The organism is Fulvimarina manganoxydans, assembly GCF_900176465.1.
Lineage (GTDB): Bacteria > Pseudomonadota > Alphaproteobacteria > Rhizobiales > Rhizobiaceae > Fulvimarina > Fulvimarina manganoxydans.
Window position 1 is genome coordinate 187,272 of the sequence record NZ_FWXR01000001.1, and the last position, 15,326, is coordinate 202,597.

At 63.2% G+C, this 15,326-nt stretch carries 8 protein-coding genes; 6 read left to right on the top strand and 2 right to left on the bottom strand.

Going from position 1 to position 15,326, the window contains the following annotated elements; translation table 11 throughout:
• Nucleotides 1-258 precede the first annotated feature (258 nt).
• From B9A15_RS00920 to thiD, 4 genes are all read left to right on the top strand, one after another.
• Entirely contained in the window at nucleotides 259-2,304 is a 2,046-nt protein-coding gene (locus B9A15_RS00920) for an alpha-1,4-glucan--maltose-1-phosphate maltosyltransferase (RefSeq protein WP_139798139.1), read from the top strand.
• 64 nt (nucleotides 2,305-2,368) lie between these two features.
• The gene (gene treS, locus B9A15_RS00925; RefSeq protein WP_084408026.1) at nucleotides 2,369-5,701 is read left to right on the top strand and encodes a maltose alpha-D-glucosyltransferase; all 3,333 of its coding nucleotides are present in this window, start codon (nucleotides 2,369-2,371) and stop codon (nucleotides 5,699-5,701) included.
• Complete coding sequence (glgB, locus tag B9A15_RS00930) at nucleotides 5,698-7,929, top strand: 1,4-alpha-glucan branching protein GlgB (protein WP_084408027.1); 2,232 nt, start codon at nucleotides 5,698-5,700, stop codon at nucleotides 7,927-7,929. Before treS ends, glgB begins: the two co-directional genes overlap by 4 nt.
• A 221-nt stretch (nucleotides 7,930-8,150) precedes the next feature.
• On the top strand, nucleotides 8,151-8,972 hold the full coding sequence (gene thiD, locus B9A15_RS00935; RefSeq protein ID WP_139798140.1) for a bifunctional hydroxymethylpyrimidine kinase/phosphomethylpyrimidine kinase: 822 nt from the start codon (nucleotides 8,151-8,153) through the stop codon (nucleotides 8,970-8,972).
• Here thiD and B9A15_RS00940 read toward each other — a convergent pair.
• Both B9A15_RS00940 and ubiG read right to left on the bottom strand, forming a co-directional pair.
• Nucleotides 8,950-10,239 (bottom strand): DUF3095 domain-containing protein, encoded by a 1,290-nt coding sequence (locus B9A15_RS00940; protein ID WP_139798141.1) that lies wholly within the window; start codon nucleotides 10,237-10,239, stop codon nucleotides 8,950-8,952. The genes thiD and B9A15_RS00940 overlap by 23 nt on opposite strands.
• Before the next feature lie 159 nt (nucleotides 10,240-10,398).
• On the bottom strand, nucleotides 10,399-11,151 hold the full coding sequence (ubiG, locus tag B9A15_RS00945; RefSeq protein ID WP_084408029.1) for a bifunctional 2-polyprenyl-6-hydroxyphenol methylase/3-demethylubiquinol 3-O-methyltransferase UbiG: 753 nt from the start codon (nucleotides 11,149-11,151) through the stop codon (nucleotides 10,399-10,401).
• 342 nt (nucleotides 11,152-11,493) lie between these two features.
• Between ubiG and B9A15_RS00950 the strand changes: the two genes are divergently transcribed.
• Both B9A15_RS00950 and ptsP read left to right on the top strand, forming a co-directional pair.
• Nucleotides 11,494-12,747 carry an aspartate kinase gene (locus tag B9A15_RS00950; protein ID WP_084408031.1) on the top strand — a complete coding sequence of 418 codons (1,254 nt, stop codon included), beginning with the start codon at nucleotides 11,494-11,496 and terminating at the stop codon, nucleotides 12,745-12,747.
• Nucleotides 12,748-13,036: 289 nt separating this feature from the next.
• Nucleotides 13,037-15,298 carry a phosphoenolpyruvate--protein phosphotransferase gene (gene ptsP / locus B9A15_RS00955; RefSeq protein ID WP_425292941.1) on the top strand — a complete coding sequence of 754 codons (2,262 nt, stop codon included), beginning with the start codon at nucleotides 13,037-13,039 and terminating at the stop codon, nucleotides 15,296-15,298.
• Nucleotides 15,299-15,326 lie beyond the last annotated feature (28 nt).

Below are 15,326 nucleotides of genomic sequence, written 5' to 3' on the forward strand. Positions count from 1 at the left end.
GTTGTCGCGCCTCGGTCTTCCTGCGCCCGTCATTTTCGCCATGTGGTTCAAGTGTCACCCGTTCCGATGGAACGGGGGCTAGCCTTCAGCCATTCGTTGCTTTGAGCGATTCAGCGTCAAAATCTCAAGGGAACGCGGCCCTGCGCCTGGAAATGCGAGGCTCGCCCTCTATCCCTTTGATGGATGCACGACGTCGCATGCGACCTCCCACCGGGGTCGTCGGCACTCGAAACGGGATTCGAACCGAAGGGGCATGCCATGGCAGAGGCCACTGACGCGCCACGCGCGACCAAGAAGAAGGCAGGCCGCCGGTCCGCCGAGAGCGAGGCGGCCTTGATGGCCCTCGCCGAAAACCGCTTGGCGATCGAGGGCGTCACGCCTGAAATCGACGGAGGCCGCTTCGCGGTCAAGCGCGTCGAGGGCGAGGACCTCACCGTCTCGACCGATGTCTTTTCCGACGGCCACGACAAGATTGCTTGCGCCGTCGTCTATGGGCCAGCGACAGCCGATAAATGGAGCGAGACCCCGCTTGCCTTTGTAGAGAACGACCGCTGGGCCGCGACCATCCGCTTCGACAAGGCCGGACCCTATCGCTATTCCATCATCGCCTGGCGCGATCTCTACGCGACATGGCGGGACGAGGCGAAAAAGAAGCGCGACGCCGGCAAGCTGACTGATCTGGAACTGACCGAAGCGCGTGAACTGGTTCGCGCCGCTCAAGGCTCCGGCCGTGGCTCCAAGGCAGAGCAGAAGGGGCTTGTGAAGCTTCTCGAACGGCTCGAGAAAATGGCCGAGCGCGGCGATGGCACCGGCCAATATTCGCTGATGATGCAGGAGGAGACGATCGATCTCCTGAAGGCGGCTGGCCACCGCACCAATCTATCGCGCTATCCGGGCAATATTCCCGTCTGGGTGGATCGGCCTCGGGCGGCCTTCTCGGCCTGGTACGAACTCTTCCCGCGCTCCCAGTCCGGCGACGTGAACCGCCACGGCACCTTCGACGACGTCATCAAGCGCCTGCCGGACATTCAGGAAATGGGCTTCGACGTCCTGTATTTTCCGCCCATTCACCCGATCGGCAAGACGAACCGCAAGGGCAAGAACAACACGTTGACACCGGCCGAGGACGATCCGGGCAGCCCCTATGCCATCGGGTCGCCCGAAGGCGGCCATGATGCGATCCACTCGGAACTCGGCACGTTCGAGGATTTTGCGCGGCTGATTGCGGCGGCGAAAGACCATGGGCTGGAGATCGCCATCGATTTCGCGATCCAGTGCTCGCCCGACCATCCCTGGATCAAGGAGCATCCGGAATGGTTCGACTGGCGGCCGGACGGCACGATCAAATTCGCCGAGAATCCGCCGAAGAAATACGAAGACATCGTCAACGTCCATTTCTATCGCGGCGCGCTGCCCTCGCTCTGGTACGAGCTGCGCGACATCTTCCTGTTCTGGGTGGAGAAGGGCGTCAGCATCTTCCGCGTCGACAACCCGCACACCAAGGCGTTTCCGTTCTGGGAATGGGTGATCGCGGAAGTGCGCAAGGTCGAGCCGGGCGCTATCTTCCTCGCCGAGGCCTTTACTCGGCCCAAGGTGATGAAGCGCCTCGCAAAGGTCGGCTACAACCAGTCTTATTCCTATTTCACCTGGCGCAACGAAAAGTGGGAGCTGGCGGAGTATCTGACCGAGCTGACGCAAGAAGAATGCGGCGAGTATATGCGCCCGAACTTCTTCGTGAACACGCCGGATATCAACCCGATCTATCTGCAGACGAGCGGACGTCCGGGATTTCGCACGCGGCTTGCGCTGGCGGCCACGCTCGGCGGCAATTACGGCGTCTATTCCGGCTTCGAGCTTTGTGAATTCCTGCCGGTCCCCGGGAAGGAAGAATATCTCAACTCGGAGAAATACGAGATCCGCGCCTTCGATTGGAAGGCGCCGGGCAATATTCGCGACGACATCGCCTTCTTCAATCGCCTGCGCAACACCGAAGGCGCGCTGCAATCGTTCCGCAATCTCGCCTTCTACAATTTCTGGAACGACCAGATCCTCTATTACGGCAAGCGGACGCCGGACCTGTCGAGCTTCCTTCTCTTCATGGTCAATCTCGACCCGCATCATGCCCAAGGCGGCCATTTCGAGGTGCCGCTTTGGGAGTTCGGCCTTGGCGACGGGGATACGGTTCGCGCCGAAAACCTCGCCAGCGGCCAGGCGGTCGCCTGGCACGGCAAGGTTCAGCACTGGTGGCTGAACCCGGAGGATTGTCCCTATGCCGTTTTCAAGATCAGCCCGGAACCGGCCTGACGGCGCGCGCCCCTGCGCTTTTGCCGAAAGCCGACCTGAAGTCCGAGGAGCCTAACGAGACCCCATGAACGAGATCGTCACCGCCGCACAGCTGGAGCAGACCCATGGACCCAATCCGGACGCTCCGGATTGGTACAAGGACGCCATCATCTATCAGCTGCATGTGAAAACCTTCGTCGATTCCAATGGCGACGGCGTCGGCGACTTTCCGGGTCTCCTCTCGCGCCTCGATTATATTCAGGAGCTGGGCGTCACGGCGATCTGGCTTCTACCTTTCTATCCCTCGCCTTTGCGCGACGACGGTTATGACATCGCCGATTATCGCTCGGTGAACCCCTCCTATGGCAATCTGGAGGATGTCGAGCGGCTGATCGAAGAAGCGCACAAGCGCGGCATGCGCGTCATCACCGAGCTCGTCATCAACCACACCTCGGACCAGCATCCCTGGTTCCAGGCGGCGCGGCATGCACCGAAGGGCTCGCCCGAACGCGACTTCTATGTCTGGGCCGACGACGATAAGGGCTACGATCTCACCCGCATCATCTTCACCGACACCGAGACCTCCAACTGGAGCTGGGACCCGGTCGCCCAGCAATATTTCTGGCACCGCTTCTTCTCGCACCAGCCGGACCTCAACTTCGACAATCCGAAGGTGATGGAGGAAGTGCTGTCGGTCATGCACTTCTGGCTCGACAAGGGCGTCGACGGGCTTCGGCTCGACGCGATCCCCTATCTCGTCGAGCGCGAAGGCACCAACAACGAGAACCTGCCCGAGACCCACGACGTCCTGAAGGCGATCCGCGCCGATCTCGACAAGCACTATCCGGATCGCATGCTGCTCGCCGAGGCGAACCAGTGGCCGGAGGATACTCGGCCCTATTTCGGCGAGGGCGACGAATGCCACATGGCGTTCCACTTCCCGCTGATGCCGCGCATGTATATGGCGCTCGCCCAGGAAGACCGGCATCCGATCACCGACATCATGCGCCAGACGCCGGAAATTCCGGAAAATTGCCAGTGGGCGATCTTCCTGCGCAATCACGATGAACTGACGCTCGAAATGGTGACGGAGGAGGAGCGCGACTATCTCTGGTCGACCTATGCCTCCGACACACGCGCCCGCATCAATCTCGGCATCCGCCGACGCCTGGCCCCGCTCATGGGCAATGACCGGCGCAAGGTCGAGCTTCTCAACGCGCTTCTGATGTCTATGCCCGGCACGCCCGTCGTCTATTATGGCGACGAGATCGGCATGGGCGACAACTACTATCTCGGTGATCGCGACGGTGTCAGAACGCCCATGCAATGGTCCGCCGACCGCAATGGCGGCTTCTCCCGCGCCGATCCTCAGCGGCTTTATCTGCCGGTGATCCAGGACGCCGTCTATGGCTATCAGGCGGTCAATGTGGAGGCCCAGTCCAACAACCCGGCCTCCCAGCTCAACTGGACCCGGCGCCTGATCCAGGTGCGCCGGACGAAGGAGGCTTTCGGGCGCGGGGAAATCACCTTCCTCTTGCCGTCCAACCGCAAGATCCTCGCTTATCTGCGCGAATATGGCGACGAACGCATCCTATGCGTCGCCAATCTCTCGTCCTCGGCTCAGGCGGTCGAACTCGATCTGTCGGACTACAATGGCTATCAGCCGATCGAAATGTTGGGGCTTTCGGCCTTCCCGCCGATCGGCAGCCTGCCTTATATGCTGACCCTGCCGGCCTACGGCTTTTTCTGGTTCGATCTCGTCGATCCCTCCGCCGCCAAGGGCTATGTCGCTGGCCCGGTCGCGCTGCCGGCCTTTTCGACCCTTGTCTCGCCGGGCGATCTGAAGGCGACGATCGGCGGGCGCAATCTGACCGAGCTGAAATCCGTCCTGCCGAGCTTCATCGGCAACCAGCGCTGGTTCGCCGGCAAGTCGGCGCGCCCGAAGCGGCTCGACGTCTCCGTGCTGGGAGCGCCAAGCGAAGAGTCCCGCCGCCATCTCTTGGCCGAGGTGATCGTCGGAAGCGAGGAGGGCGAAGATCGCTATCTCCTGCCGCTCGGTGTTCGCTGGGGCGAGGATCAACTCAGCGCCGGTGCGCCAGATTTGCCCTACACGATTGCGCGGGTGCGCCAGGGTCCGAATATCGGCGCTCTGATCGACGGAACGCGCTCGGCCGATCTCGCCCGCATGGCCATTAAGGCGATGGCCGATGGCAAGGATGTGGATCTTTCCAACGGCAAGCTCGTCGTCACGGCTTCTGGAAGCCAGAAAGAGGCTTTGGCGCGCACGCTCGAAGTCGAACCTGATGCGATCCGCGTTCTGTCGGGCGAGCAGTCCAACACCTCGCTCTTGGTGGGGACCGAGGCGATCCTGAAATATTATCGCCGCCTGCGTGACGGCATCCAGCCGGAACTCGAAGTCACGCGCTTCCTGACCGAAAAGACCGAATTCGACGCCGCGCCCGCGCTTCTCGGCGCGATCGAACTGGTTCGCTCCGACGGCAGCCGCACAGCGGTCGCAGCCCTGTTCGAGCAGATCCAGAACCAGGGCGATGCCTGGTCGGTCGTTGTCGATGCGCTTGCCCGCTATCTGCGCGATCACGCCTATGCCTCGCAGCCGATCGCGGACGAGAATCTGGAGGTCGGCGCCATCAGCGAGCCGAAGCTGCAGATCCAGATCGATCCGGCCGAGGTTCTCGGTCGGCGTACCGGCGAGATGCACGCCGCGCTCGCCACCCGCACCGGAGATGCGGCCTTCGACCCCGAGCCGCTGGACGACGAGACCTACATGACCCTCGTTCGCGACGCCAAGCGCGAGGCGGGCGAGGCGCTAGCGATCCTGGCCGAGGCCAAGCCCAATCTGCCCCAGGAGGAGCTTGCCGATGTCGAGCGTCTTCTCGGCGCCGAGAAGGACATTCTCACCTGGTTCGACCGGTTCGGCGGCCTCAAGGTGAACACCCATCGCACTCGCATCCATGGCGACTACCATCTCGGCCAGGTTCTGGTGGCCAAGAACGACGTGGTCATCCTCGATTTCGAGGGTGAGCCAGGCCGCAGCCTGGAGGAGCGGCGGGAGAAAACCTCGCCGCTGCGCGACGTCGCCGGCATGGTCCGCTCTTTCGACTATGCAGCCTTTGCCGCACGCGACCGGGCCGGGCCCGTCGACGAGGCGACGGCAGAGCGGTTGCGCGACATGGCGGTGTCCTGGCGTGACGAGACGACGGACTCTTTCCTGAAATATTGGAGCGAGGCGTCGGGAATTGCGTTGGACGACGAAGCGACGGCGCAACTGCTCGATCTCTTCGTTCTGCAGAAGGCGTTCTACGAGCTGCGCTATGAGGCGGCCATGCGTCCGGCATGGCTGTCGATCCCGCTTCGCGGGATCATTGCTCTCCTCGAGAAAAGACAGGTCCTGAAATGAGCTTTACGAACGACAGTACGAAAGCGGGTGCGGTTGATCATCGGCCGGACGAGCATCAGGCCTGGGAGATCGGCCGGGGGGTCCATGGCGATCCCTTTGCGATCCTCGGCCGCTTCCCCGTCGAGGGCGGATCGATCGTGCGCGTCTATCGACCCGGCGCCCATTGGGCATCGGTGATCGATGGCAGCGGCAAGCTGCTTGCCGAACTGGAGCCTTTCGGGCCCGAGAGCTTTTTCTCCGGCTTCGTGCCGGGGCTGAAAGCCGGCGAGCCTTACCAGATGCGCTATTCTCATGGCGGCGGCGAGCCTTGGGAGGAGGAGGACCCCTATCGCTTCGGCCCGATCCTCGGCGAGCAGGACGTCTATCTCCTCGCCGAGGGCAATCACTATCGCATGTATGAGAAGCTCGGCGCTCATCCGACCACCATGGAAGGGGTCGAGGGCACGGCTTTCGCCGTCTGGGCGCCCGGCGCACGCCGTGTATCCGTTGTCGGCTATTTCAATTCCTGGGATGGCCGCCGCTCGGTCATGCGCAAACGCCATGAATGCGGGGTCTGGGAACTCTTCATCCCGAAGATCGGCAAGGGTGAGAGCTACAAATACGAAGTGATCGGCGTCGACGGCAATCTGCAGCCGCTCAAGGCCGATCCGGTCGGCTTCCGCCAGGAGATCGCGCCTCACACTGCCTCGGTCGTCAACGGACTTGTCGAGCATGAGTGGAAGGACCAAGCCTTCCAGTCCCATGGCAGCGACTGGCAGGATCGCGAAAAGCCGATTTCGATCTATGAGGTTCATCTCGGCTCTTGGCGCCGGGGCGCCGACAACGAGTTCCTCGACTATGACGCGCTCGCCAAGGAACTCGTCGCCTATGTGAAGGAGATGGGCTTCACCCATGTGGAGTTCCTGCCGGTCTCCGAACATCCCTTCTATGGATCCTGGGGCTATCAGCCGATCGGCATGTATGCGACGACCTCGCGCTACGGCTCGCCGGAAGCCTTCGCCCGTCTCGTCGACGCGCTTCATCAAGAGGATATCGGCGTCATCCTCGACTGGGTTCCGGGCCATTTCCCGACCGACGTTCACGGCCTGGTGCGCTTCGACGGCACCGCGATCTACGAACATCCCGATCCGCGTCGCGGCTTCCACAAGGATTGGAACACGCTGATCTATGATTACGGCCGGCCCGAGGTGAAGAACTACCTCGTCGCCAATGCCCTTTATTGGCTTGATCAGTTTCATATCGACGGTCTGCGCGTCGATGCGGTCGCCTCGATGCTCTATCTCGACTATTCGCGCAATCACGGCGAATGGGAGCCCAACATCCATGGCGGGCGCGAGAATCTCGAGGCCATGGCCTTCCTGAAGGACACGAACGAGCGCGTTGGCGAATATTATCCGAAGGCAACCACCCATGCCGAGGAGTCGACGGCCTTTCCGGACGTCTCGCGGCCGACCTATGCGGGCGGTCTTGGCTTCCACTTCAAGTGGAATATGGGCTGGATGCACGATACCCTGCATTACATGCAGGAGGACCCGGTCAATCGGCGCTATCACCATCACCACATGACCTTCGGGATGGTCTATGCCTATTCGGAGAACTTCGTCCTGCCGCTCTCCCATGACGAGGTGGTCTACGGAAAGGGTTCGCTGATCGGCAAGATGCCGGGTGACGACTGGCAGAAATTCGCCAATCTCAGGGCCTATTTCGGCTTCATGTGGACCCATCCGGGCAAGAAGCTGCTCTTCATGGGCGGCGAATTCGCCCAGTGGCGGGAGTGGAACCACGACCAGTCGCTCGACTGGCATCTCCTGGAAGAGGAGGGCAGCCGCCACAAGGGTGTTCAGACCCTCGTGCGCGATCTCAACACCCTCTACCGGGAGATCCCGGCACTCCATCAGCTCGATTGCGATCCCGCCGGCTTCGAATGGGTCGACACCTCCAATGTGGAGGAAAGCGTCATCGCCTTTCTGCGCAAGGATCGCGAGGGGCGTTCGGTGCTGATCGTGTCGAACTTCACGCCGATCGCCCGCCATGGCTACCGCGTCGGTGTTTCGAAGGATGGGCATTGGGCCGAGCGGCTGAACACCGATGCCGAGGTTTATGGCGGCTCGAATGTGGGCAATCTCGGCGGCGTCGAGGCCGAGGAACATTCGGTGCATGGGCGGCCATATTCGATCGCACTGACGCTTCCGCCCCTCGCCACCATCGTCATGGTTCACGAAGCCTAACGCAAATCGCGAATGTAAGTCAGTCTCATCAAGACGTTATTCATGCTTCGTCAAGGCCCGCCCCTTTGGGGCTGGCCTTGATGAGTTTTTGATCTTAAAAGGTTTTTCGGCTTTTCGGCCGCGTGTCCGAAGGCCGCGAGGGGGAGAGACCGAAGCAAGGGACAAACGGAATCGGCGCCGCTTAGGACGGGCTATGCCGACCGACGGCAAGGGGACAAGACTTGGCGCGAATACCGAATGTCCTATCGATCGCAGGCTCCGACCCTTCGGGCGGCGCCGGCATTCAGGCCGATCTCAAATCCATGTCCGCCAATGGCGCCTATGCCATGGCGGCGATCACGGCGTTGACCGCTCAGAATACCCAAGGGGTATCCGGTGTCGAGTCGGTCGCGCCCGCCTTCATCGCCGCTCAGATCGACGCGATCTTCGACGATATCCGTGTCGATGCGGTCAAGATCGGCATGCTTGGCACGGCGGAGATCGCCCGCATCGTGGCGCGGGCGATCGAACGCCACGCCCCGGCGATCGTCGTGCTCGATCCGGTCATGATCGCTAAAGGCGGAAATCCGCTGATTACGGACGAGACGGTCGAGGTGATCCGCACCGATCTCGTCCCGCTGTCGACCATGATCACGCCGAACATTCCCGAGGCTGCCGTGCTTCTGACGGAAGCCCCCATCCGGGAATCGCGGCGCATGGAGGCCGCTGCCACGCGGCTTCTGGCGCTCGGATGTCGCTCGGCGCTTCTCAAAGGCGGTCATCTCGAAGATGGAGAGGGCTCGCCGGACGTCCTAGCCAGGCCAGATGGAACCCATCGTTTCGAGGGGACCCGGATCGCGACCAAGAACACCCACGGCACGGGATGCAGCTTGTCCTCGGCGCTGGCCGTCCAGCTCGCGCTGGGATTCGACGCGGTCGAAGCCGTGTCGCGCGCCAAGGCCTATGTAAGCGGCGCGATCGCGGCCGCCGATCAGCTGGAAGTCGGCAGCGGTCACGGTCCGACCCATCATTTCCACGCGATCAACCCGTTTCCGCCTCTTTAAGACGGGAATCGATGCTCTCAGGACGTAGGGCTTTCTCCACCTTCTCGAAGGCTGCGCGGGCGGCGAGCGTATAGCCGCCCATTGCGCCATCGACGAAGTGGACGTGATCGGACCGGCTGGGCGTCGGCACGAAACAGGTGACGAGGGCGGAGCTTTGACGATGAACGCCGCCCCGCGCTGTCCCCGCCATCCGCCCGGCCTCGATCGCCGCTTCGATTTTGTCAGCGGTCTCGGTGCTGCAATCGAGTGTCAGAAGCAGTCCGTCGTCGAACTTGCGAAAATCGGAATTGCGCACGAGCTGTTCGCGGTAACGCTTCGGATCGAAGCCACCCAAGGGGCGGGCGCGCTTGAAGATAGCATGAGCGACGAGGGTCCGGATGGCGACGAAACCAAGGGCGACCCAATGGGGCAGACGCCGGCTGGCGGCGACCGTGTGGGCTTCGATCTCAAGGCCTGACGGCGGCCAGCGCTGCTTGAGCGTCTCGTCCGACACCGGTGGCGCGTCGGCCTCGTCCGACTTCGCGATCGCGAGGATTTTAGAGACGAGAGCCTCGAAGCCCGCATCGTCCGTGTCCGCTGTGGGAAGAACGATGACGGAAAGAATGGTGCCGTTCTTGGCCGGGACATCGGCGAAGCGGCAGGAGAGGCCGGTGAGGTCGGGCCGCGCCTCGTCGGGTCCATGAGGGTCGAGGCTGTTATGACCGGCCTTCATCCAGGCTTCGGCGAGCGCCAATCCGCCGCCCGAAAACATCGTATAGGCCACGTCTTCGGAGGCCGCGAAACGGGCGACCCGGACGTCGCGTCCGGCGGCGCGCAAGATGCCGATCTCGAACGCCGCGATGCGCAGCTCGAAGCCGAACGCGTCCCGCGCCCAGCCCGCCACCGCGCGAAGCGCTTCCCGGCCTTTCTCAGCCTCGCCGGGGGGAAGGGCGAAGCCGGCGCCGTCGCCGGCAAAGACGAAGGGAAAGGCGCGCTCGGGAAGCGCGTTCGAAACGGCGGCGATCAATGCGGCGGCGACCGTGTTGACGGCCTTGTACTGGCCGGCCGCGATCACCTCGCTCGATCCCCGAATGTCGGCGACCCCGACCATCCAGTCGTCGGGCAGGGGCGTATAGATGTCGGCCGAACGCAGGGCTTCGAAATTGGAAATGGCGGGTAGCGCCTCGAAGAGATCGAGGCCGGACGGGTCCGTCCCTGGCATTCCCGGCTTCGGGGCGAGGCAATCGGCGTCTTCCGCCATCCCCTCGTGAGACCTGTCTGCCGCCATGCCTCGCGCCCCCGATCGCCGCTGCGAAATGGTCTCATGAGCAACAGGGTCTCGACAAGACGGCCTGCGTTCACGCCCGCTTCAACCCTGCGGGACGCCAAGTTCGCCCCTCGGCAAAGCATCCGCCTCAGACGCCGGCGCCCGGCCGGGTGCCTGGGATCAGACCTCCGGCTGCCGCGCCACCGTCATGTAGTTAACCGACGTATCGGAAGACCGCCGCCAGGCATCGGCGAGCGGGTGATAGACGACGCCCATCTCCTCGATCACCGTCATGCCGGCCGCGCCGACCGGCCCGGCGATTTCCTCGGGCCGCACGAGCTTTTCATATTGATGCGTGCCTTTAGGCAGCCAGCCGAGCACATATTCGGCGCCGACAATGGCGAAGGCGAGCGCCTTGGCCGTGCGGTTGATCGTGGCGACGAAGAGAAGGCCGCCCGGCCTGACCATGTTGGCGCAGGTGGTCAGGAAGAAGTCGACGTCCGAGACGTGCTCGACAATCTCCAGCGCGAGCACGACGTCGAAGGTCTTGCCCTCGGCCGCGATCGCCTCGGCGGTCGTCGCCCGATAGTCGATGTCGAGGCCGCTTTCGGCAGCATGGAGCTTGGCGACCTCGATATTGGTCTCGGAAGCGTCCGCTGCCGTGACCTCGAAGCCGAGCCGGCGCATCGGTTCGGCGATGAGGCCGCCGCCGCAGCCGATATCGAGAAGCGTCAGTCCGGAGAAGGGTTTCGTCTCGTCGAGCGGACGATTGAAGTTCATCGCCACCTGCTCGCGGATCGCATCGAGGCGAACCGGATTGAACTTGTGGAGCGGCTTGAACTTGCCCTTCGGGTTCCACCATTCGGCGGCGAGCCGCGAGAACCGCTCGATTTCGTCCCGATCGATCGAGCTGGCGCCTTCGGTGGTCGACATCGTGTGAAGCTCCTTGCTTCGCTCTTTCCCTTGAACCCTGCTGTTCGCACCATCCGTGCGCCGAGGAAAGCCCCGCTAGGGTCTGGTCCGACAGCTAGGGCGAGACGCCGCGTCCTTCCATGGCCAAGGATGCCGCAGGGGTGACCGGGAAAAGGCACCAGGTCAACGATCGGCAAAGCGATGCCGCTGCGACATTGTCAAACGGTTTCGGCTCGGTTAGGGAACCGCCGACCCAAAGGGCCCGAATCGTGGGCTCTTTCGGGGTCTTTGTTCCGATCCTGTTCCGTCGGGGTCCAGCCTTAAGCTGGCGCCGCGGCCGTATGAAGACCGTCAAGACCGCCCATGGCCCGTCTCGTTCTGAAATTCGGTGGCACGTCCGTCGCCGACCTCGACCGCATCCGGAACGTGGCCCGGCATGTCAAACGCGAGGTCGATGCCGGTCACGACGTTGCCGTCGTCGTCTCCGCAATGGCCGGCAAGACCAACGAACTCGTCGCCTGGTGCCGCGAGGCGAGTCCGCTGCATGACGCCCGTGAATATGACGCCGTGGTGGCGAGCGGCGAGCAGGTGACGGCCGGGCTCCTGGCGATCACGCTGCAGAATATGGGCGTCAATGCGCGCTCCTGGCTCGGCTGGCAGATTCCGCTGAAGACCGACGGTTCCCATGGCGCGGCCCGCATCGCCGAGATCGACGGCTCCGAAATCGTCCGCCGGTTCGGCGAGGGGCAGGTAGCGGTCGTCGCCGGTTTCCAGGGCATTGCGCCCGACAACCGCATTTCGACCCTCGGCCGGGGCGGTTCGGACACTTCGGCCGTTGCGCTGGCCGCCGCGCTGAAGGCCGACCGCTGCGACATCTATACCGATGTGGACGGCGTCTATACCACCGACCCGCGCATCGAGCCGAAGGCGCGCCGCATGGCCCGCATCTCCTTCGAGGAAATGCTGGAAATGGCCTCGCTCGGCGCCAAGGTTCTACAGGTGCGGTCGGTGGAACTGGCCATGGTCCATAAGGTGCGCACCTTCGTGCGTTCGTCATTCACAGACCCGGATGCGCCCGGAATGGGGGATTTCGACAATCCGCCGGGCACGCTCATTTGCGACGAGGAAGACATCGTGGAACAAGAGGTCGTCACCGGTATCGCCTATGCCAGGGACGAGGCGCAGATCTCGTTGCGGCGCGTGTCCGATCGTCCGGGCGTCGCCGCCGCGATCTTCGGGCCGCTCGCCGAAGCGGGCGTCAATGTGGACATGATCGTCCAGAACGTGTCCGAATCCGGCGCCTATACGGACATGACCTTCACCGTGCCGGCCGGCGACCTTGCGAAGGCCAAGGACGTTCTCGACAAGGCCAAGGCCGAGATGCAGTACGAAGTGCTGCAGAGCGAGAGCGGCCTCACCAAGGTGTCGGTCATCGGCGTCGGCATGCGCAGCCACACGGGTGTCGCCGCCACCGCCTTCAAGGCGCTCGCCGATCGCGGCATCAATATTCGCGCGATCACGACGTCGGAGATCAAGATCTCAATTTTGATCGATGGCGACTATACGGAGCTCGCCGTGCGCACGCTCCACGCCGTCTATGGTCTGGACAAGGCCTGATCATAGAGGACCCATGTCGCTTGACTGCGGCCGGCCAGGCGCCGTCCCTCGCGAATGCTGTTGTGATCGCGACTAAGAGTTGAGTTTTCGTCTTGGCGGTCAACGGTCTTGATGACCGATTGCCGCCTCGTTAAAGACAGCCGTAAGAGAGCCGGTCGACGAGAGAGGGTGGAACACACCCATCGGGTCGATAGGGCGACGGGGGCACACAGGGCGGTGGCGGAGCCATGGATCGGCGTTTGTCGGTCAATCGGCTGAACTGGCGTTCGGGATACGGAAGACTCGCGTGATCGGAAGCGACATCTCAGGTCCGCGCGTTCTGATGCGCAGCATTCGAGCGCTGATGGCCGATACGCTCGACCGGCAGGCTCGCCTCGACAAGATCGTGCAGCTGATTGCTGAGAACATGGTCGCCGAGGTCTGCTCGCTCTATGTTCTGCGGGCCGATTCCGTCTTGGAACTCTACGCCACCGAGGGCCTCAACCCTGGCTCAGTGCATCTGGCGCAATTGCAGCTTGGTCAGGGTCTCGTCGGCACGATCGCGGCCACTGCCAGGCCTCTCAACCTGTCTCAGGCCCAAGACCATCCCGCCTTCACCTATCTCCCGGAAACAGGCGAGGAAATCTACAAGTCTTTCCTCGGCGTGCCGATCTTGAGGGCAGGACGGACGCTGGGCGTCCTGGTCGTGCAGAACAAGTCGGCGCGGCAATATCGCGAGGAGGAGTCCGAGGCGCTCGAAACGGTCGCGATGGTCGTCGCAGAGATGATCGCGGCCGGTGGCTTGGAAGGGCTGCAGCGGCCGGGCGTCACGCTCGATCTCTCGCGCCCTGTGAGCTTCGAGGGCGTGACGCTCTCCGACGGGATCGGCCTTGGCCGTGTCGTGCTCCACGAGCCGCGCGTCGTCGTCACGAACCTCTTCAACGAACATGCCGAAGACGAGGTTCTCCGGCTGAACGACGCCTTGGCCGAGCTTCGCCTGTCGATCGAGAACATGCTGGCGCGCCGAGACATTGCGGCGGAAGGCGAGCATCGGGCGGTGCTCGAAGCCTATCGGATGTTCGCCCATGACCGGGGCTGGGTGCGGCGCCTGGAAGAGGCGGTGCGCAACGGGCTGACGGCGGAGGCGGCGGTCGAGAAGGTTCAGTCGGACATGCGCGCGCGCATGATGCATCTGACCGACCCTTACATCCGCGAGCGGATGCATGATTTCGACGATCTCGCCAATCGGCTTCTTCGTCAGCTGATCGGACGCGTCGATGGCGCGATCGACGAAATCGACGACGCCATCGTCATTGCGCGCAATATGGGCGCGGCCCAGCTCCTCGATTATCGCCGCGAGCGCCTGCGCGGCCTCGTTCTGGAAGAAGGCGCGGCGACCAGCCATGTGGTCATCGTTGCCCGTGCGCTCGGCATTCCCGTGGTCGGCCAGGTGACGGGCGCGGTTTCCATGGCCGAAAACGGTGACATGGCCATCGTCGACGGCGAGGATGGTCAGGTGCATTTGCGCCCGATGTCCGATGTCGCCGAGACCTATGCCGACCGTATCGACTTCCGAACGCGGCGCCGTGAGCGCTATGCGGGGCTTCGCGACAAGCCTTGCGTCACGCGCGACGGCGTCCGCATCGATCTGCAGATGAATGCCGGCCTGCTCGTTGATCTGCCGCAGCTCGCCGAAGCGGGCGCCGAGGGGATCGGCCTCTTCCGCACCGAGCTTCAGTTCATGGTCGCCTCGACCATGCCGCGAGCAAGCGATCAGCAGCGGCTTTATACGGCGGTTCTGGATGCGGCGGGCGACAAGCCGGTGACCTTCCGCACACTCGATGTGGGGGGCGACAAGCTTCTTCCCTATCTCGCACAGCTCCAGGAGGAGAACCCCGCGCTCGGCTATCGCGCCGTGCGCCTCGCGCTCGACCGGCCCGGCTTGATGCGCACCCAGCTGCGGGCGTTGATGAAAGCGGCGGCGGGTCGCGAATTGCGGATCATGTTCCCGATGATTACCGACGCCGCCGAATTGCGTGCTGCGCGAGAGCTTGTCGATCTGGAGCGGGCTCATCTCCATCGCTTCGGCCATGAGAGTCCGAAAGCGGTCAAGATCGGCGCGATGATCGAGGTACCGGGATTGCTCTATCAGCTCGACGAGGTGATGGCGCTTCTCGACTTCGCCTCGGTTGGCTCGAACGATCTCTTCCAGTTCTTCAACGCGGTCGATCGCGGCAATCCGCGGGTGGCCAATCGCTTTTCCGATCTCTCTCCAGCCTTCTTGAGGGCGCTGAAGGATATCGTCGATGCCGGGCATCGGCATGACGTGCCGGTGACCCTATGCGGTGAGATGGCCGGCCGTCCCATCGCGACCATGGCCCTCGTGGCGATCGGTTTCCGCTCGATCTCCATGGCGCCGCCCTCGATCGGCCCAGTCAAGTCGATGCTTCTTGAACTTGATGTCGGCGCGGTCCGTGCGATCGTTGAGCGGCATCTTGCATCGCAGGCGCCGATGGCCGATCTAAAGGCCGAGCTCGCTGATTTCGCACGGGCGGGCGGCGTGCCGATCTAGCGAGGCTGGTCCGACCAGCTGCGCTTCG